Origin of the sequence: Bacillus sp. FSL M7-0558, assembly GCF_038003245.1 — a bacterium.
Lineage (GTDB): Bacteria > Bacillota > Bacilli > Bacillales > Bacillaceae > Bacillus > Bacillus pumilus.
Genome location: NZ_JBBOOU010000001.1, coordinates 472,047 through 492,764, shown reverse-complemented (window position 1 = coordinate 492,764; position 20,718 = coordinate 472,047). Strand labels below are relative to the sequence as shown.

Sequence of the window (20,718 nt, the reverse complement as noted above, 5' to 3'; positions counted from 1 at the left end):
TCTGCTACTTTTTAAAATGATAGGGCAGGGTTGCCACCACAATATCCCGCTTCCATAATAGGCGGAATCTTAATAAAAAGGCAGATTGATTATGCAAAATGGTGTGCCATCTTTTTTTCGGTATAAATTGTGGCACGAGGACCATCACTTTATATTGATGGGCATTTGCTTTTGTCTCAACTGTCTCAAGAAATTTATCTAGCGGGTGAATGAGGCTTCGATAGGACGAATGCAGCATCACAAGCCGTACACCGCTATTGAGTTTTTCCCAATCTTCTTCAATTTTCTTATCCTTTTCTTTATCAAAGGATACATGAACCGCTATGACTTGCTCTGATAAAGATTTTGCATACTGAACAGATTGTTCAACAACACGTGTGACTCCTGCTATCGGTACGATGACCACATTTCCTTTAATCTCAACTGGCTCTGTTTCATTCAATAAACGCAGTTGTTCTCCAACAGACAAATAATGCTTTTTAATGGAATGAAAGATAAATAAAACAATAGGCAGGAAAACAAATATTGGCCATACGAGATGGAACTTGGTCAAAATGAGAATCATAAAAACTGTAAAAGAAATCAGTGCTCCGACGATATTGATTGGCATTTTCGTTTTCCAGCCCTGCGGTTTTTCACGAATCCACTTCACACACATGCCGGTCTGCGACAGGGTAAATGGAATAAACACACCGACAGCATATAGCGGTATAAGATGTTCTGTTTTTCCATCAAACAACCAGATGAGCAGCATAGAGGCTACGCCTAGAAAGATAATGCCATTAGAGTAACCAAGCCGGTCTCCTCTTACAGTAAACATACGCGGCATATATTTATCCTTTGCTAAATTGACAGCCAATAACGGAAAGGCTGAAAAGCCGGTATTTGCCGCTAATATTAGAATTAGCGCTGTGACTGCCTGAATCACGTAATAGAAAAACGTACGTCCAAAAGTGTCTGACGCAATTTGTGATACAACCGTTTCTTCTGGCTTTGGCGAGATGCCGAAACCAAATGCAAGCAATGTGACTCCCACAAATAAAACAGCTAGCAATCCACCCATCATCAACAATGTTCTCGCTGCGTTTTGTGCAGCTGGTTTTTTAAAGGATGGAATCGTATTTGAAATGGCTTCTACTCCAGTCAGAGCAGAACAGCCAGATGAAAAAGCTTTTAATAACAAAAATAATGTAATGCCTTGTACGTGTGTGCCTACCGCTGTATGTTCAGGTGCTGGCGGTACGCCGCCTGTTAATAATTTGAAACCGCCTACTCCAATTAATATAAGGAGTGAAAATACAAACAAGTATACAGGATAAGCCAGAATAGATGCCGATTCTGTTAATCCACGGAGGTTGAGCACCATAATCACGATGACCAATACAATTGAGATCAAGACATGATATGGATATAGTGTTGGAAAAGCCGATGTGACGGCATCGGTCCCCGCTGAAATGCTCACTGCTACAGTCAAAATATAGTCTACAAGCAATGATCCGCCAGCGATCAATCCCGGTTTTTCACCTAGGTTTCTGCTAGAGACGACATATGCCCCGCCGCCTTCTGGATAAGCATAAATGATCTGGCGGTAAGACAGAATTAACGCCATTAAAAGAATTAATACACAACCTGCAATCGGGAGTGAGTACCAAAATGCTGCTGCACTAACGACAGAAAGAACAATTAAGATTTGTTCTGTACCATATGCAACTGATGATAATGCGTCTGATGACAATAATGCCAACGCTTTGATTTTTGATAGTTTTTGTTCTCCTGCTGCCTGTGATTTTAATGGTTTACCAATTAAAATACGCTTCATCAAACTGTACATGTGATGCCCGCTCCTTTAGTGTCAAACGATTTAAGTTGCAAAATATGGATCGCCAAAAAGACACAGAGGCAATAGAATGCCCCTGTGCCTATTGTTTAGATCACAGGTTGGTCTTTGCTCTCTTTAACGCTTACGAGGTTAGCTGACGGATTCGGGCGCATGAGACTTTGCCCTACCTTAAAAGGATTCACCCCACATGGTGTTTTATACCACCAAAATTGGTTCCCCCGCTCATCGAAATGATTCAGCGATTGGTCTTTTATAAAAGAGATCATACTCCCGTTTGACACCAAAGTAAAGAGATTTTTTCGAGGTCTTTTGACCGTTTATTAATCAGTCTTTTTGCGGTTTTTTCGTACGAAATAAACAATCATCACAACGACAAAAATGATCAATACAGCGATACATGCAAAGTAAATCCAAGAATCACCGACGCCTTGCTTTTCACCTTTTTTAAGATCATTTTTTGCATTGCTGACTGTTTGGTGATTAGAGAACACATCTTTGTTTTTGCTTTCTATTGCAACTGTTGCGGTCTCAGTATTTGTTTGAAGGAATCGAATCACTTCATTTGATATATCAGCGTCAGCTGCCGTCATTCCTGAAAAAACGGTCATGGTTTGTTCTTTATTCCATACGGATGGCTGCGTCCATACAATACGAGCTGTTGTTTCGTTGATCATGCCAAATGAGGATACATCATATTGACCCTTTTTCGCTGGAACGATGAGATCATCTGCTTTTTCTTTTAAAAGAGAGAATGTTTGGATGCCTCCGATGAAAATGAGAGAGTTCTTTTTCAATTGTTCATTTGTCACATTCGATGCTTCAATTAAATGATATTGAGCAGCTTCCGGCTGACTAAATGATTCGGTCAGCATAGCCATTTGATTGATTGAGGCTTGATTGATTTGATCTGGCATAATGATCAATGTGTTTCCTTGCTCCGTTTCTGAAGTGTAAGGAAGCGGCCATGCGGCTAAGTCCGGTGTATCACTAGTTGTTCCTTCTGGTATTTGAAGAGAGCTGTTCTTATCAATGTAAATCCAGCCTTCTTCATCTGTATGTCTACAGGATTCCATGTTTTTAAAACCTGTTGTGACAAACTGTAAGTCCACATATTCGTTCTTTTGAAGCACTTGTGAATCTACTGGAATCGACACATGGTAGAACCCATTCTCATCTTTGTTTCCTAGTTTTGTTAACGGTACGTCGTGCGGTTCGTTATTGATCATCACTGTTAGACGCTCTGCTTTGTTCGCTGGATCTGATTTTTTAAATGATAGATTTAGTTTTGCACCTGATTTTTGTTGAGCCATTAATGCTTTCGGATAATAGTAATGATCAGATGCTGTCTTTTTGGTTCCAACTTTGACATCATCTGCGCCAAAATCTATTAAGGAAATATGGTGAGATGGCTTAGAAGCACTAGCTGTCACCTTTTGCAGCAGCAAGTCGGTTCCAGTGAGCTGACCTGTCAGTTCTGGCTGAGTCAAGACATTGATTTTTTCAGCAATTGTCTTTGGCTGCTTAGCAGTGACAAATAAAATGGGCTGTTCTTTTTTCTTTGCTGTCAGGGTTCTCACCGCTAACGTAAGTTGATCGCCTTCTGTTTTAATTCCAGCCGCCTGCTCGAGCGATTTTATTCGTCCATTCCAGCTTCCTTTTGCTCCAACAGCAATAGTTGGGTGCGCAATTTGCTCGACGTCCTTTTCTTGAACGAGTTTGAGGTCTGCTAGGCGGTCTTTGTTTTTCAACGTACGATATACTTTCATAGCCGCTTCTAATTCAGCCGCTTCTGGTTTATTTGGAATCACAATATCTGTTTGTTCTTCCTGATCACCTGATGGAATAAATGGTGAAGGGAAGCTGTCTAACGTCACGTCTTTCGTTTGAACTCCTTTGAACGCCAGCTCACTTTCAGGATATACTTTCAGCCAATTGGCAGGCGTCTCTTGGTTGATACACACACCTTCTTTTAACACACCATAAAATGCGAGCTGAATTTGATGAGATCCTTTTTTCAGTTGCGTTTTGTTCAATTTGATTTGAATCGATTTTTTTGGGTTTTTCCCTGATACAGGGATCGTTTTTTCAATCTCTCCATCGATCATCACTGTGAAAGACGATGGCGATATTAGTAATGGTGAAGCCTCTATATTTAATGTAAGAGTGCTAGACTCTACTTTTTCTTTCTCCATTTGATAGGAAAATTCAGTGCGGTCTTCTTGACCATACAAGGTCACCACATCTTCTGATAGATGCTGCGTTTCTGTTTGATTTCCTTCTGATGAGTGAACCCAATCGTCTTTCACTTGTACTCGATTGGATTGCGCCATTGCTTGACTTGCCATGAAAAAAGGCTGAATGGCAAGGGATAGCGCTAATATTAAAAACATCCATTTGACCGATTTCAATTTGTCACCCGCTTTTCTTTTGTTGTTGATCGTAACGCTCTGTTTTGTACCATTTCACTTCTTGTTTCAATAATCGGCTCTTCACCTCTACACATAAGGAGTACACGACAAGCGCAATCCATACTTGAGAATAGGTGAAGTACATGAGGACCACAATGAGAATATTTTGTTTGGTGAGCTCTGTTTTCTCAATACTTAATGTAATCATCACTTCTGTTAGAAAGAGGAAGAAGGCTAATCCCCAAAGGATTAGTGCGACAGCCCCTACAGATAAATGAAGATCAACAAATAGGTTTACAATAAAGATGCCATTTGAGAGCAGAACGCCGAAGAAAAATAAGAAATACGTAAAGAAGAAATAAAACAAATCGAAAACCATTCGTTTTCGTTTCAGCTTCATAAACTGCCTTAAAAATTTAAGGACAACATATTGATTCCCTCTAGCCCAGCGCGTTCTTTGCCGCCACCAGACCTTCCATGTCTCAGGCTCTTGTTCCCATGTGATCGCAGCTGGAAAAAATCGAATCACATATCCCAGGTTATACACACGGATCGTTAATTCGGTGTCCTCGGCCAAAGCTTGGACATCCCAGCCGCCGAGCTCTTCTAAAATGTGCCGGCGGATGGCGAAGTTGGTACCTGGTATTGTTGCAATACCAAACCATTTCCATCTCCCGCCCTGCGCCATCCATTGGAAACAGATGGTCTCAATATTAATAAATTTGGTCAGCAAATTTTTGGTTGCATTGATCACCCTGAATTTCCCGACAACAGCGCCTGCTTTTGGGTCATTTAATAATCCAAGAACCAAATGATAGACAGCCTTTGGTTCAGGCATGTTATCTGCATCGTATACGCAAATCACTTCTCCTGTTGAAGCCTTCAAACCTTCATTCAGTGCAGTGGATTTTCCCTTCCCTGCAAATGGCGGCTTCGTTTCAATCATATGGACATGATCATATTGCTCACTGAATGATTGCACAATCTCTCCTGTGCGATCAGAAGAATTGTCATTAATCACAATAATTTCAAGGAGGTGTTTAGGATAAGATAGCTGAACCATCGCTTTTAATGTCTGCCGAATGACGACCTCTTCATTATGAGCAGGAATCAGGATACTGACGGTCGGCAGCTCTTTCCCTTGTTTTGTCCATTTAGGCAGCACTTTTTCATAGGTGAGGTAATGCTGAAAGCCGCCCTGCATGAGAAACATGTGGTATAGAAGCATGATCCAAATGAGCATTAATGAAAGATAAAATAAGACATCAGCCACCTAATTTTCTCTCCTTAAAAATTCGTTTTTTCATTGTCAGTCTTAAATACAATGTGTATAAAGCAAATGCCGCAATAAACAGCATGACCACGACCGTGAGAATTCTCAGCATATTTTCCATGCCACTTCGTTTGACTGTTTTTGTTTCGGCGATGTTGGATTCCTCTACTTGAATATGTCCATTCCCAGATGTTTGGATTTTTACATGTGCAGTTTGGACCGTCTGTTTTGTTTTCTTTACATCCAGCCATTCGCTAGAAGGGATTGCCTCCATCTGTGTGATCAAATCCTGTAACCCTGCTATCCCTAACTCCACGTCATAGGACAGCCCGATTGCGGCTGATTGCAGATGCTGCACGGATTGAATCGTCTGTTCAGTTAAAACATTTGAACCTTCTTTGTCAGACACTTGCTCAACTTGCTGCTGAGGATATAAGGTCATGCCGTGTAACATGGCAGGAGACGTCACGAGCGGCGATGCACCGGCTGTTTTCCAAGTGCGGTCTGACAGCTGCACCTGTCCAAATAGACTGGACACATGCTTTGAAATTACTTCATAACCTTTTTGTGATATCGCATCATGCGGCACCTCGAACGCAAGAGGATATAAGCCTTGCCTAGCAAGAAGCTCAATGCCCTTTGTCAGTTTCTTTTCTGTATAGGCGACTTCTTGCTGCTGATTCAATTTGGTATACGTATGAAAGTCTTTTTCATTTGGGAATTGGCTTTTACTTTGTTTCTTCTCTGCATTTTTTGGATCATTTGTCGTGATGGGCTGATCATATTTTGCATCCCAGAACTCAAATCCCTGACCAGATTCCTCCGTTCGATACGTACGGCTAAAGCCATGAAGAATGATACTCGCTCCATTTTCTTGCAATTGTTTTAACACATTCACGAGCTTCGGGCGGTCGCTCAGTGTGACTTCATCACCTGTTGCTCGATCTATCCAAACAGGGGTCACTGCAATTTGATAAGGAATATGCTGTGCGGATACGTATTGTCCAAGTTCTAGTAGCTTCTTCTCGTCACTTGCTGGACTGATGTTCCCGAGCATTAAGTATTTTGTCTTCATTTGCACAGAAGATGGCATGTATTTTTCTAGCACTTCTGCAAGAAGCTTGTTGTGTTGCACGACATCTAAGATACCGATATATGCCGTACCTTCTTTTGTCTGAGTCACAAATGGCAGATCAGATTGACGTTTTTTCACTAGAAATTCATTTTCCAAGTCTGTCCCTCGAACCGTTAACACATTAATCCTTCTCTCTAGCTGACGGTATGTCTGATCATGTGTATGTTTCAATTGACTGATATGATCTTGTTTGTGAAAAGTAAGCTTGGAGAATGGGCGAAGCTGTTCCGCATTGTATCCAATGGCGATGAATTGCTGTGATTCGTTCATCGCACGAATGGTTTGTTTTGACAGGGTTCTCTTTATTTCTCCAAGATAAATGACTTGCTGAAATTCATTCATCCTCTTTTCAGCCAAATGTTCATCAGATACAATCGTCATCTGTTTTGAAAAATGACCGGCGAGTAGCTCCAGCATATGAACGGCTGGAGTCACTTCCCCCGATGGTGTGGAATAAACGATCAGTGTATTTGGCTGCGTGACGAGCGCATCGGCTGAAGCCATGTGTTTAAACGAAAGAATCGAAAAAAGCGTGATCATCAAACAACATTTCATCAAAGAATTAAAGTTCATTCATCATCATCTCTTTTTCTAGTTCTTCTAAAAACTGCTCTGGCGTACGATAATCCGAGCTGCTTGTTAAATGACAGACATGAAATGTCAAGGTCACTTCACGACCGTTTAATAGGACATGCGTTTGCAGTTTATCCTTTAGCTTAACAAGGACAACTGACACATTTTCTTCTGGTGTATGGGTTAGCAGCAAGCCCATTCGTTCTTCAGATAACCGAAATTTTTTATCGGTTTCTCTTACGCTTTCGCGTATCTTGAGACTTAATTGCTGAAATAGATGCTGCATTTCTTTTTCTCCATATAACGATTTGAATTCCGCTGCGTAATTCATATGAAGAAGGATAAAGACAAATGGCTGTTTGTACCGTTCTGCCCGTTTCATTTCCTCGGATAATTCGAGCTTCATCCGCTCAGCATTGTCAAATCCTGTTGTCGAGTCAATCGCCACAAATTGTTTGATGGCCTGCTTTTGTTGTTCAATGGTGTGACGCAGCGTATTGATCCGTTCATGCAAGCTTCCCGCTGAAATAGCGAAAAAAAGAAGTGCTACGCCCCAAATTACTACATCTTGCAATGTTTGATTTGAAAAAAGGGAATTTTCATGACCAAGCTCTGTAAAGAACATGACGCTTCCAATAAAGAACAAAAACAGTAAGGTGAAAATTAATGCTGGTAGGATACCAAATAAAATACCACAGCCTAACACGACAAATGTCAGTGCGATGATCATAAAGCTCTCCGCATCTTGTACGTTAAGGTAGCCCATAAACAAAATAAGGCCTGCAAACGTGAGGAGCAGAGAATAGTACAAGCGATACGTGTTACTGAACAACCGATTCATTTAGAAGCTCCCTTTCTGCAATTAAAGGCAATAAGTTATCAAATGAGTGTGTCTCTTTTTCGTTCATGTATCCTCCGTAATAAGGCTTGAGAGGATCTTGAGTTTGTAATTCTTTCATGCGGTGATAGACAGTCTTTGCGAATTTCAGCTCGTTTTGTTTAAGGGCATACAAAATGACGAGTGCATATACCGAAGGCGATTCATATGTGACAGATGGCTTCAATGTGCTCAGTTTGTATCTTCCGTACAGTTTGCCTTCTTGTTTAAACGACGTTTTAAGCCATTTCATGATCTCGGACGTATTCACCTTTGCATGATATGCATGTAAAGCTGTATAAAGTTGATCGATCATATTGATTTCTTGATCGAATGAATAGGTTTTTTTCTTTATGTCATAGGATTTAGGAAAGAATCCTTTTTTTCTCGATGCTTGTTTTAGAATGGCTAATTGGTTACTGGTCATTTGTTTCGTGAATATTTGGAGGGATTCCAATTCTTTGATTGCTTTTGGGTCTATATATGAGAGTGTGATTGTATGTGAAGTTCGATTGGTTGATGCATCATAATAATCGGACAATATGCCTTTGAACATGTTTTTTTCTTTTAACGCTTGAGCGATTTCTTTTGCTGTCGTTTGATACGCTGACTTCTTCCACAAATGATTTGCCTTTTGAAGTGCCGTCACTACACGTAAATCATCGACTAAAGCATTGGCCTTATTTTTTTGATCGGATTCAATTTGCCAGCTGAGAAGATGATGGTCTAGTAAAAATTGATCTTGCAGAACATCAAATTGTTGGTCAAATGAATTTTGATCTTTTTTTCGAACAAGATAATCCATCCAAAGTCCAAGTGATTCAGATAAGTAGATGTGCTGCTCTGCAAAAGAGGTGCGAATTAAGCCTTGATCTGTCATTAAGTGGTGAGTGATAAAATATTCTCCAGGCAAAACGGGCTGAGATGATACTGGATCAGCTGATTCTTTCTGCTGTTCCCAGGTACATCCGCCTAGTAGAATGACAATGAGTAAAACAATTGCTGTACGATATATGCGTGTATGCATTCGTGTCCCCTTTCAATTCCGCGTTCTCTAAGCATCTAACGATTTATTATAGAGCGTTTTTGTTTAAATTTAAATGAATATTTTATGCCAAATTACGAGCCTTTTCGCATATTTATTCCCATTTTCAGAAAAAAAATATGTCTATATACTTAATAATACTGAAAAACCCATGCGTTTCCGCACGGGTTTTTATAGAACTATTGATCTAATTTTAACTTCTTTAATTGTTCAGCTAGTGCGTTATTAATTGGTTCTTCCACTTTCTTTTGTTTCTTCATATATTTAGACACATCGTGCTTACTGGCTTTCTTTTGATTGGATTGAGATTTGCGTTTTTCGAAGACAGACAGTTTTTCTCTATGGCCGCATACACAAGCAAAGATTTTGCCATCGCCTTCTCCGCGCAGCTCGAGCTTTTTATGACAGTTCGGGCAGCGTGCGTTTGTTTTCTTCGCCACATTTTTACGATGGCCGCATTCTCGGTCCTGGCAAACGAGCATCGTGCCATGTTTTCCATTCACTTTCAGCATGAGTTTACCGCAGTCTGGACAATGGGTGCCAGTGACATTGTCATGCTTAAAGGTCTGGTTCGTCTGTTTGATTTCAGATACAGCTTGTTTGGCATATGACTTCATTTCACTCATGAATTGAGAAGCTTTCAATTGCCCTTTGGCGATTTTAGAAAGCTTTTGTTCCCATTCCGCTGTTAATGCAGGAGACTTTAAGTCCTCAGGCACTAACGAGAGCAGCTGCTTCCCTTTCGATGTGATGAAAATGTCTTTGCCCTTTTTCTCGATTAAGAAGCTATTGAACAGCTTTTCAATAATATCGGCTCTTGTTGCTACTGTTCCTAGTCCACCTGTTTCACCAAGGGTTTTCACTAAGTCCTTTTCCTCGTTCTGCATAAATGCCGCTGGGTTTTCCATAGCAGATAATAGGGTCGCTTCATTAAAACGTGCAGGAGGTTTCGTTTCTCCTCTTGTCTCTTTCAGCTGTCGTACATCTAGTGACTGTCCTTCTGAAAGCAGCGGCAAATGTTGATCTGCCTCGGCTGATTCCTCTTCTTCATATGAGTCATCGTACACGGCTTTCCAGCCAGCTGCTTGCACGGTTTTCCCTTTTGCTGTGAACGTTTCACTGCCTATTTTGGTGATGACCGTTGTTTCCTCATACTCGAAAGGATTCATGAGTACCGCAAGGAAACGTTTGGCAATGAGGTCATATAATTTACGCTCTTTATCGCTTAATACTCCTGGGTACAGCTCTTCCTCGGTTGGAATAATCGCATGGTGATCTGACACTTTGGCATCATTGACGAAGCCTTTGTGCGCTTTCACACCTGATTGTAAAATCCGGTTCACATGCTGGGCGTACGGTCTGACGTTCATTCCTTTTAAACGATCTTTTAATGTAGGAACGATATCCGCTGAAATAAATCGTGAATCTGTACGTGGATATGTTACGAGCTTATGCTGCTCATACAATCGCTGAAGCGTAGATAATGTTTCTTTGGCTGAAAAACCATAGCGTTTATGTGCATCACGCTGCAATTCAGTCAGATCGTACAGTCCCGGTGCAAAAGCTTTTTTTGCTGTTTTTTTCAACGCATCAACCACTGCTGGTTTTCCTTCGCAGGCTGCCAAGCGCTCTTTGATCACACTCTCTTGGAATGTCCGATTTTGCTTTGTTTTGGCATCCTGCCATGTCAAAGTCAGTCCATCTACTTGTGCAGTCAATCCATAGAACGGCTTCGGCTGAAATTGCTGAATGTCTTCTTCTCGTTTGGCGATCATGGCGATCGTTGGTGTTTGCACCCGTCCGCAGGAAAGCTGTGCATTGAACTTCGTTGTCAGCGCTCTTGTTGCGTTGATGCCGACAATCCAGTCTGCTTCTGCACGTGCAACGGCTGAGCGATACAGGTTATCGTATTCTTTGCCGTCTTTTAATCGTTTGAAGCCTTCTTGAATGGCTTTGTCCGTGACAGATGAGATCCATAATCGTTTCAAAGGCTTTTTCACATGCGCTTTTTCAAGAATCCATCGAGCGACAAGCTCCCCTTCACGTCCAGCATCTGTTGCGATGACAATGTCTTTGACATCTTTCCTCGCAAGCTGCGCTTTCACTGATTGGAATTGTTTTCCTGTCTTTTTCATCACCACAAGCTTAAGCGGTTCGGGAATGATTGGTAAATCCTCTAAACGCCAGGATTGAAATTCTTTTCCGTAGCCTTCTGGATCAGCCAGTGTGACCAAATGGCCAAGCGCCCACGTCACAATGTATTGATCTCCTTCTAAAAAGCCATTTCCTTTTTTATGACACTTCAGCACACGTGCAAGATCACGTCCGACCGAAGGTTTCTCTGCTAATACAACTGTTTTTGACACTAGATTTCACATCTCTTTCTTCTATCCATCCTTTTATTATAGCAGACGTGGAGATGTGGTTCTAATGACGGATTATTTCTTCAATCGTGTGATGATTTCGTTTGTGACTTCTTGCGTTTGATAGGCGCCACCGATGTCTGCCGTTAAAAAGCCATCTGCTGTGACTGATTCGATGGTTTCGAGCAGATGTGTGCCCAGTTCTTCCTCTCCGAAATGATCCAGCATGAGTTTAGCGGTCCAGATTTGACCGATTGGGTTGGCGATTCCTTTTCCCGCAATGTCTGGAGCTGATCCGTGTACAGGCTCAAACATGGATGGGTATTTACCATTTACATTAATGTTGGCGGCAGGCGCTACGCCAATACTTCCCATAATGGCGGCCCCAAGGTCTGTCAAAATATCACCAAACAAATTACTGGCCACAATCACATCGAATTTTTCTGGTCTTGTTACAAAGAAGGCTGAGAGCGCGTCAATGTGCTGTGAGTCTGCTGTCACCTCTGGATAATCCTTTGCTACGTCTTGAAACACTTCATCCCAAAAAGGCATGGTATGAACGATCCCATTCGATTTGGTTGCACTCGTCACATGCTTTCGTCTTTTTTCTGCTAATTGAAAGGCAAAACGCATCGCACGCTCTGTCCCTTTTCTTGAGAACACCGCATTTTGAACTGCAAGCTGATCTTCCCCTTGATACATACGGCCTCCAATTTCACTATATTCACCTTCACCGTTTTCTCTGACAACTAGAAGATCGAAATCCTTTGGCTGAGCAAGCGGTGAGCGAATGCCGCTAAGCTGTTTTGCAGGTCTGATGTTTATCACCTGTTCAAATTCCCGCCTAATCTTAATAAGCAGTCCCCAAAGTGATACGTGATCCGGCACTAAATTGGCATCTCCGACAGCCCCTAAGAAAATGCTGTCAAAGGCTTTCAATTGATGTAATCCATCCTTTGGCATCATCTCGCCATGCTCTAAATAATATTCACAGCTCCACGGAAAATCCTGAAAGGTAAAAGACAGACCGCCATGCACTCCTGATACCGCTTTCAATACTCGTATGGCTTCAGGTACAACTTCCTTCCCAACCCCGTCACCTGGTATCGCCGCAATTGAAACATGCTTCATTTATTTCTCCCCCTTTATTGTCGGTCGACCGTCGACCGTTTAAGTTTGAGTTTACTAGAGAGTGCATGTTCTTTCAATGGATAAAGGCGCTTTTTTGATCAAAGCGCCTGTTTATCCTGCAAAAGCATCGAGGGTTTCTCCTTCTTCCTCTTCGTACCTTTTTTATCTGAAAGCAGCAGTCCGCCTAAGGTCAGTGCCGTTCCAAGTACAGACATGAGGGTCAATCTCTCATGAAGAACGATCATTGAAATGACCATCGTAATAATAGGAACGCCATAAATATACACACTCGCTTTCACCACACCGAGCGTTTTCACTGAAAAACTCCATGTGAGAAAACAAATAGCAGATGCGAACAGGCCTAAAAACAATAAGTGAAAGGCAAACGACGGGTTCGTCAATCGCTCCCAGTCTATACGAATTTTAAAGTGCCAGATCAGGGGAAGCATCCAGAGTAAGCCGTAAAAAAAGACACGTCTCGTCACTTGAATGATATGGTATCCATATTGATTGATGATTTTCGATAAAATAGAATAGAAGGCCCAGACAATGGTCGCCGTTAATGCTAGCGCATCACCGATTGGATTCAATTGGAACGTCGTCATTCCATTAAAGCTAATCAGGACAATTCCTGTCATCGCGATGAAAAAGCCTATGAAAAACCGGCGATGCAAAGGCTCATCTTTCAATAAAAAATAAGCCAATAAAAATGAGAAGAATGGTACAACTGAGCTGATGACACCTGCATTCGAAGCAAACGTATAGGTGAGTGCGACATTTTCTAAAAAATAGTATAAGACCACACCACATAAACCTGCGAGCGCAAACATCAATTCATGCTTTTTACGCTGCACCTTCATAGTGACCGGATAGATCATCATCAGAGCGAGATATCCAATAAAAAAGCGGAAAAATAATATTTCTGTTGGAGAAAAAGCCGTTAACAATATTTTGGTTGAGATAAAGGTTGATCCCCATAGAAAAATGGTGAACATGGCCGCCAGATGACCAAGAAGCTGTTTATTTTTCATCTGCTGTTACCTGCTTTGTGAAAATTTGCTGATATTGCCCTGGTGTGAGCCCAATAAATTCTGAAAAGAAATGACTCAAATGACTTTGATCAGAAAAACCGGTGGAGACTGCCGCATCTACAGGCTTCACTCCTTTGGCGAGAAGCTCCTTCGCATAATTCACTCTCACTGTTTGTAAATAACGATACGGCGTGATCCCTCTGTACTTTGTAAAAGCACGCAGAAGTGAGTATTTATTCATGGATACAAGCTCTCCTAAGTCGTCTAACGATATATTTTCCGTAAGGTGTGTTTCAATATATTGCTGTACGTCTTGGACTTTTTGTTCGGCGGCATGTACTACTGACGCTTTTTCCTCTGATGTATCAGCGTAGGCTTCAATCAGCTGCTTCATAAAGAAATAGAACGTTTCCTGTTTATTCAAAGCTGGGGCTTCTTCTGTCATCATTTGATGAAGATCATATAACGGCTTTGTCAGTTCACTTTGTGAAAACACAGGAGCTTTAAAATGCGGCTTGTGCTGAAACATCTTCTCTATCACATCTGCTTCAATATTTAAACAACGATAATCTAGTGTACTGTGATCAATCTGCTCGCATGCATGATTGTCATATGGATTGAAAAGAAGAATGTCTCCCTTTTCAATGATGTATTCTTTATTTTGGCAGATCAAACGTCTTTGACCATCCTCAATAAATCCAATCACATAGTATGTATGAAAATGATTCGGGAACTTTTGCATGATGCCATGAAAGCGATACGCCTCTATTTGCAAGTCCTGATCAAAATGTACCGTTCGTTCCTCTTGTGTTTTCATGTCGATCCCCTCTTTCACTGAACTGATCATCAGTGTAGCACACCCTTTTTCTCTTGAATTGTACGATATTGACTTTTCCGCTGCAGGCTTGCCTAGAGGGAAAAACTTGGATAACATGAGACAAAAGATGATGTGTAAATGAGGGAATGACAGGATGAATTCATTCGAGATGGAAAGACCAGCACCATACCATATGCAATTTTATGAACAGCTGAAGCAAATGATATTTGATGGACAGTTTCAGCCGGGGGAACGCATCAATGAGACACAGCTTGCCAAACAATTTGGTGTAAGCCGATCACCAGTGAGAGAGGCAATGAGACTTTTAGAAAAAGATGAGCTCTTGATCGCTGATCATCGGTCGGGCTACTCTGTCTATACGTTAACGGAAAAAGATGTCGAGGAGCTTTATCAAATTCGGATCGCCCTAGAAACGCTTGCTGTTGAGCTTGCATGCAAGGAAGCCTCGCAAAGAGAGCTGGAGGAAATTGGGCATGTCCTCACGCAGGCAGACGAAGCAATCAAACAGCAGCTGCCATCTAAAGACATCGTCCAGTTACATGAAGCCTTTCATCAAAAAATCATTCTAGCGAGTCACAATCACCGCTTATGTAAACAATTGAATCATGTGAATGCACTCATTCATTTTTGCCGCATCTTTCATTTTAGCGGCGGGGCGCGTGCTGAGACGATTCAAACAGAGCATGCTGCCATTTATTCTGAAATGAAAGAGCGCCGCTCCACAGAAGCCGTCCAAGCAATGACGAATCATTTGTTACATGATGTGATGCACTTAAAGCAAGTACTCTCTGAAACAAACACGGATTAAGTGATTTTTCCTTTTTCCCATTTTTTAAGCATTACATGAACATATTTTGAATTTTTCGTAGATTTTAGCATGTCCAGACGATCTTTCGTTTATATTAGAAGATGAGAAACTAGCTTTTATACAGGAGGATTTGTTTATGCATACAAGTATTAGCCGTCTTCGAAAGGCGGGTTTTATTGAGGGTATGTCTCTTTTAACCCTTCTTTTAATTGCCATGCCTCTGAAATATTTTGCGGATATTCCGATGGCAGTCACCATTGTAGGCTCTCTTCATGGCGCATTGTTTGTCATCTATATGCTGATTTTGGCATATGTGACCTTTAAAGTTCGCTGGCATTTGAAATGGTCGATCGCTGGTTTTTTTGCGGCGTTCATTCCTTTCGGCAACTTCGCCTATGATAAGGTGCTCCGCCAGTATGATACAAAAGCTTAATCAAAAAGGGCTAAAACGAAATTCATTTTAGCCCTTTTTCTACACACTGAAGTATTTTTTAAATCGAGGCATATTTCACTATGGCTGCTTGACGCGTCATTTCGTGATATGCCACCCATAATTCATCACCTGGCAGTACGCTGGTGATTGGATCGATTGGCTGTTTCACTTCATACATCATGCCATCTCGCTCAATCTGAATGATCGCTAGCGGCTGGTTGCCGATGACACCAGCAAATGCGACATGGGTCACTTTTGCACTTCCTTGTTTCTCTTGCATGAGACTGATTTCTTTATCCAGCTCTTCTTGTTTTGTCTGCATCGTGATTTGAGTTCCTGGCGAGACATCCATATGATCAGGGATGAATTGACTGACCGTTTTTGTGATGGACTGATCTCCGCTAGAAACCGTCACATCTAGCATGATCGGCTTCTGACCATGAATCGTGACTGGATATTGCTTCACCCGCTGGATGGTTCCTGTTAATGTCACGTCTTTCCCCGATCGATTCCGAACTTCATGGCCATAGGCTGCCATTTTCAACTGACCGCTAATGTCGACGAGGTCGGCTTTTTCTCCTGTTCTAAATTCAAAACCAGCGGCTTGAATCATCGGAATGGTATACCTTTTCTGATCTGTTTCAAATGTAAGCGATAAGACAGTGCCTCGTCCTACGGTTCCATATGATTCTATATTTCTTAAAACAGCGCCTTTGATGAACTTTGGCTCACTTGTCTGTGAGAAGTCCCCCTCTTTTAAGAGCATCGCCTTTTTCTTCTTCGGATTGTAGAGAATGGCGATACGCTGACCCGGCTGCGGTATTTGGGTGTAGGATACAACCGTTTTAGCTGCCTTCTCGATATTTTCCCCATCATATTGAAATTGCAGCTGCATTTTGACAAGCGGCTGTTCGTTGATGTAGGTACCCGTTTCTTTGACAGATACAATATTGGCTTCTAATGTGACACTGTCTTTCATCTTGTTCTTTCTCACCAGTCTCAAAATCGGCGGTAGGAAGATGGCTAGCACAAATAACAGCAGTGGAATAAACAGCCATATCGCCCAGTTGAGAATGAGCGGTCCGCCTTTCATGACATATTGCATAAAGGTGTCTACAGACGTTTGGTGAGCAGGACTGGCGTTTTCGATTGAGATCATTTTTTTCAAAGGAAATTCCTTTAGCTCTTTGCTCTTCGTCTCAAATGCACCCGTTAATTGATTGTCGATTGAATAATAGATCCAATCGCTTTTCACATTTTTATTGAAAGAGAGTCCTTCTCTTTGTAACGTTTCATATGAAAAGGACTGCAAAAGTTTGCTGACGGACGTCGTCTTATTCGTGCGGTGGTTATAAATATAACCAGTCAGCTTGCCTTTTGCTTCGTCCTTTACTGTAGAGCCTGCAAGAAGAACTTCTTCTTCATTAAGCTGGTAGATAAGGGTTTGATAAATCGGTTTTGGTGTTGGGACGACTTCCCCAAGCCTTCCCTCTGCATTCACTTTCCTTGGTCTTTTTGGATAGTTAGATTCGACAGCGACTGCAAAGTTTTGGGATGTTCCGATCGTTTTTTCCAGCTGCTGCTCCACTTTATCTTCAATGAGGCTAAACGGTTCAGCGTTTTTGGAGACATAGACCCCAAGCTGATTCTTATCGTTTGAGACTCCGCTGACATATGCCTTCTGGTCATTTTTCAAAGTCAATTCAAATATAGGAATAGGCGTCTGTCCTCTAAAGGAATTCATGACAACATCCATAGAGACTGGCCTTGCTGGCAGCTTTAGCTCGCTTAGATTGTGCACATGAAACTGACCATCCTTTAGCTCACCAAGGACTGCAGCGGCGCCTTCCATTTCTCCTGTAAACACAAGCCGTCCATTCCATTGATATGTATTCGTTTTTAAAAACGAGGGTATCTGTAGATTTTGCTTAACGAGCTCTTTCCTTTCTCCGCTTGGCGTTAGTTTCTCGATCAACAGCTGCCCGTCTTTATTTTTTAAAGCAAGTAAGAGATTGTTACCTTGAATGGATGGCAGCATTTCATTAAACGAATCGCTTGCTGTCGTCCATTCACTGATTCTTTTTCCTGATTGAGGATCATACATTCCAAAATGGAGCTGCTGGTCTTTTGATACAGCACTCACCACTCGTTTTCCTTCATCAAATGTAAATATTCGTTTGACGTCATATTCCGTCACTTTCCCTGCTGACAAATCATCTTGGTAATGGTTCCACACCAAGACACTAAGAATGATCGCTGGAATAAAGAAGACAATATATCTGAGAAAAATCACTGGTATTCTTTTCACTTGATCGCTTCCTTTCATGAGGTTCCTTTATCTTATACGTCAGTGCAACGAGAATGTTTCATGCTAGAAGAATACCATTCCAGCCTTTAAGTTCCATATTTTACAAACTTGGTAGTTTGCGATAAAATCTAATCAGATTCGAAAAAAGGATGTTATCACAATGAGTAAGCTATCATCGATCATTCTAGCGGCTTGGCTGCGTGTTCCCCGTTGGTTCAAGCAATGGGTGCTCGTATCCATTTCCATTTTCTTTTTTTATATGTGTTTTGTAAAGGGGCTGACTAGCTGGCATACCTTGCCGCCCATCACTTTACTATCATGTATCATCGGTTCCTTCTTCATTTGGCTATTATGGCTAAAAGGTCAAAAAAATAAATGAAAGGGGGAAAATCATGAAAGAATCCATTAGTTATTTTGCTATCTCTTTTGTTCTGCAATGGGTTTGGTTTGGCATTGTGCACCCAAATAGAGGCGTGACACTATTGGACATGTTCATTTTTTCTATTTTGTTTGCGGTGATGTTCTTTTTTATTCAGAAGATTTGGCGTTATCAGAAGAAAGGAAGAAGTGAGTGATCATGAAATGAATCCAATGAAAAAGGCTGCCAAATAGATGGCAGCCTTTTTCTTGCTTTTTTCATGCAAATAAATAATCAATGTGTGATCTCCGTTACGGAGTGTATGAATTAAGATTCGATCATATCAGTGTGTCATATGTGTTCCGAGTGAACCTACGTTTGAAAGTAAACGCCATGGAAGTTCTGGATAACAAGACAACGAAAGCCCTACCTCTCATTCGTCCTTACGGCTCCGAAGCCGTGCCAGTGTGAATTGTAAATCAAAACGTCTTTTTTCCACTCTTCCGCTTTTATAGGGGGCGGGTGCAGAAGGAAAAGAATAAGTTTGTTCGCTTTGACAGCGTCTCGTTCTTATCTAGTAGAAGCTCTATTGCTTCTCATTATGTCATAGAAAAAAGAAAGTTTACTTTCTTTATTTATTTGCTTATTTCAACACTTAATATAAAACTATAACACATCCCCCCATCTTACGCAAGTGTTAAAGTGATAATTCAGCTGGAGTACGGTTTCCTTCATTCATGTAACGAATAGATGTTGGATCAATCTTCAGAATCACTAGGTTCGGATCATCTTTTCCTTTAAACCATTTCTCCATCTCCTCAGACCAAAGGCGGTCGATCAGTTCTGGATCATCGGTTAATGTGGCGGTACCTGCGATTTCTGCATACGTGTCACCGAATCCTTCACCTGAATAACCAATGAGAATATGGACATTCGGGTTTTTTTCAATTTCGTCTGCTTTATGTGTTTCTTTGCTCGTTGGTGTATATAATGTCAGTCCCTCATGGAAAAAAGTCATGTAGCGGGTATGCGGCTTATCCTGTTCAACGGTCGCTAGTGTTCCGACCTTTTGTTCATCTAATAGATTGAGTACCTTTTGTTTTAATTCTTCTTGTGACATATCGTTTCACTCCTTCAAATTTCATCCGTACTCTTAGGTTTCCACGACAATCCATTCATTAAACAAAGAAATGTGTTTTTCATAAAAAGAGATCTTCTGGCTGATGCTATAGAAAACAGGCTCAATGAAGGGAGAAGTTGAACATGCATCATGAAACGATGTTCCATTTAAGTTCACTTGTCATTGCGGCAGTTGTTGTGGGCATTATCGTATGGTCTGTCTCATCTGTGCAGAAAAATCGCAAGAAATACTAAACACACCGCCCAATCAGGTGGGCGGTGCGCTATTGATCATGTATTCATAAAGGAACCGCCGTTGACGTGAAGTGTTTGTCCTGTCATATAAGACGATTCGTCAGAAGCAAGCAGCACATAGCAGCCGACATGCTCTACAGGCTGTCCTGGTCTTCCCATTGGGGTTTCTGCCCCGAAGCTTTCCACACGATCCTCATCAAATGTAGATGGAATGAGCGGCGTCCAAATTGGACCTGGCGCTACACCGTTCACCCGAATCCCATCCTTCACAAGCGACTGTGCCATAGAACGCGTAAAGCCATTGATAGCGCCTTTTGTCGCCGTATAATCAATCAGCACTTTGTTGCCTCGATATGGGTTAATGGATGTTGTATTAATAATTGTACTTCCTGGTTTTAAGTAATCCAGTGCTTTCTTCGTAAAATAAAAATAGGAATAGAAGTTGGTTCTAAAGGTTTGGTGAAGCTGTTCACTAGATATATCCTGAATCCGTTCTTTCGGATGCTGTTCAGCCGCATTATTCACTAAAATATCTAATTGCCCAAAGGCTTCAACTGTTTTTTCTACCGCTTTCTCGCAAAAGGCTTCGTCACCGACATCTCCTGCAATCGTTAAACATTTGACGCCTTCCTGTTCTACGCGCTTTTGCGTATCCTTTGCATCCTCATGTTCATTTAAGTACACAATGGCGACGTGTGCCCCTTCTTTTGCATAGGCAACAGATACAGCACGTCCAATTCCACTATCTCCGCCTGTAATCAGTGCGACTTTCCCTTTGAGCTTGCCAGACCCTTGATATGATTCATCCTCAAAGATCGGCGCAGGATTCATTTCCCTTTCACTGCCTGGCTGCTGATCCTGTGTTTGGCGCGGAATGCCATTTGTTAAATATTCACGTAAATCCATGTGTAAGCTCCTCCTTG

General features: G+C 41.6%; 17 protein-coding genes and 1 riboswitch. Of the genes, 4 read left to right on the top strand and 13 right to left on the bottom strand.

Annotated features, from left to right (window positions below):
• Positions 1–4 precede the first annotated feature (4 nt).
• The 10 genes from MHB79_RS02350 to MHB79_RS02305 form a co-directional block, all read right to left on the bottom strand.
• On the bottom strand, positions 5–1,831 hold the full coding sequence (locus MHB79_RS02350) for an APC family permease (RefSeq protein WP_003213937.1): 1,827 nt from the start codon (positions 1,829–1,831) through the stop codon (positions 5–7).
• A 112-nt stretch (positions 1,832–1,943) separates the two neighbouring features.
• Positions 1,944–2,091, bottom strand: a riboswitch (cyclic di-AMP (ydaO/yuaA leader).
• A 69-nt stretch (positions 2,092–2,160) separates the two neighbouring features.
• Positions 2,161–4,248, bottom strand: coding sequence for a cellulose biosynthesis cyclic di-GMP-binding regulatory protein BcsB (locus MHB79_RS02345; RefSeq protein WP_340988846.1), 2,088 nt, complete (start codon positions 4,246–4,248; stop codon positions 2,161–2,163).
• 4 nt (positions 4,249–4,252) lie between these two features.
• Complete coding sequence (locus tag MHB79_RS02340; RefSeq protein WP_249118349.1) at positions 4,253–5,491, bottom strand: glycosyltransferase family 2 protein; 1,239 nt, start codon at positions 5,489–5,491, stop codon at positions 4,253–4,255.
• 22 nt (positions 5,492–5,513) lie between these two features.
• Positions 5,514–7,229 (bottom strand): DUF2334 domain-containing protein, encoded by a 1,716-nt coding sequence (locus tag MHB79_RS02335; protein WP_340988844.1) that lies wholly within the window; start codon positions 7,227–7,229, stop codon positions 5,514–5,516.
• On the bottom strand, positions 7,219–8,070 hold the full coding sequence (locus tag MHB79_RS02330; RefSeq protein ID WP_137055627.1) for a GGDEF domain-containing protein: 852 nt from the start codon (positions 8,068–8,070) through the stop codon (positions 7,219–7,221). Before MHB79_RS02330 ends, MHB79_RS02335 begins: the two co-directional genes overlap by 11 nt.
• Positions 8,051–9,133 carry a glycosyl hydrolase family 8 gene (locus MHB79_RS02325; RefSeq protein ID WP_106036112.1) on the bottom strand — a complete coding sequence of 361 codons (1,083 nt, stop codon included), beginning with the start codon at positions 9,131–9,133 and terminating at the stop codon, positions 8,051–8,053. The genes MHB79_RS02330 and MHB79_RS02325 overlap by 20 nt, the downstream gene beginning before the upstream one ends.
• Before the next feature lie 197 nt (positions 9,134–9,330).
• Positions 9,331–11,517 carry a DNA topoisomerase III gene (locus MHB79_RS02320; RefSeq protein WP_340988841.1) on the bottom strand — a complete coding sequence of 729 codons (2,187 nt, stop codon included), beginning with the start codon at positions 11,515–11,517 and terminating at the stop codon, positions 9,331–9,333.
• Positions 11,518–11,589: 72 nt separating this feature from the next.
• Positions 11,590–12,645 (bottom strand): tartrate dehydrogenase, encoded by a 1,056-nt coding sequence (locus tag MHB79_RS02315; RefSeq protein WP_340988840.1) that lies wholly within the window; start codon positions 12,643–12,645, stop codon positions 11,590–11,592.
• 98 nt (positions 12,646–12,743) lie between these two features.
• Positions 12,744–13,676 carry a DMT family transporter gene (locus tag MHB79_RS02310; RefSeq protein WP_106033007.1) on the bottom strand — a complete coding sequence of 311 codons (933 nt, stop codon included), beginning with the start codon at positions 13,674–13,676 and terminating at the stop codon, positions 12,744–12,746.
• A complete protein-coding gene (locus tag MHB79_RS02305) occupies positions 13,666–14,493 on the bottom strand; it encodes a helix-turn-helix domain-containing protein (protein WP_106036163.1) in 828 nt (275 codons plus the stop codon). The genes MHB79_RS02310 and MHB79_RS02305 overlap by 11 nt, the downstream gene beginning before the upstream one ends.
• Before the next feature lie 154 nt (positions 14,494–14,647).
• On the opposite strand from MHB79_RS02305, the gene MHB79_RS02300 reads away from it, so the two are divergent.
• Positions 14,648–15,322, top strand: a complete 675-nt coding sequence (locus MHB79_RS02300) for a GntR family transcriptional regulator (protein WP_003214154.1) — start codon at positions 14,648–14,650, stop codon at positions 15,320–15,322.
• 136 nt (positions 15,323–15,458) lie between these two features.
• Entirely contained in the window at positions 15,459–15,755 is a 297-nt protein-coding gene (locus MHB79_RS02295) for a DUF3817 domain-containing protein (RefSeq protein ID WP_003214125.1), read from the top strand.
• A gap of 58 nt (positions 15,756–15,813) precedes the next feature.
• On the opposite strand, the gene MHB79_RS02290 is transcribed toward MHB79_RS02295, so the two are convergent.
• A complete protein-coding gene (locus MHB79_RS02290) occupies positions 15,814–18,063 on the bottom strand; it encodes a hypothetical protein (RefSeq protein WP_340988839.1) in 2,250 nt (749 codons plus the stop codon).
• Between the two features lie 160 nt (positions 18,064–18,223).
• Between MHB79_RS02290 and MHB79_RS02285 the strand changes: the two genes are divergently transcribed.
• Together MHB79_RS02285 and MHB79_RS02280 are read left to right on the top strand one after the other, a co-directional pair.
• Complete coding sequence (locus MHB79_RS02285; RefSeq protein WP_003214476.1) at positions 18,224–18,442, top strand: hypothetical protein; 219 nt, start codon at positions 18,224–18,226, stop codon at positions 18,440–18,442.
• Positions 18,443–18,455: 13 nt separating this feature from the next.
• Entirely contained in the window at positions 18,456–18,638 is a 183-nt protein-coding gene (locus MHB79_RS02280; RefSeq protein ID WP_106051290.1) for a hypothetical protein, read from the top strand.
• Positions 18,639–19,118: 480 nt separating this feature from the next.
• Here the strand turns inward: MHB79_RS02280 and MHB79_RS02275 are convergent, their stop codons facing one another.
• Both MHB79_RS02275 and MHB79_RS02270 read right to left on the bottom strand, forming a co-directional pair.
• Complete coding sequence (locus tag MHB79_RS02275; protein WP_003213986.1) at positions 19,119–19,541, bottom strand: pyridoxamine 5'-phosphate oxidase family protein; 423 nt, start codon at positions 19,539–19,541, stop codon at positions 19,119–19,121.
• 290 nt (positions 19,542–19,831) lie between these two features.
• Positions 19,832–20,701: an SDR family oxidoreductase gene (locus MHB79_RS02270; RefSeq protein ID WP_003214206.1), complete on the bottom strand. Its 870-nt coding sequence runs from the start codon at positions 20,699–20,701 to the stop codon at positions 19,832–19,834.
• Between the last annotated feature and the right edge of the window lie 17 nt (positions 20,702–20,718).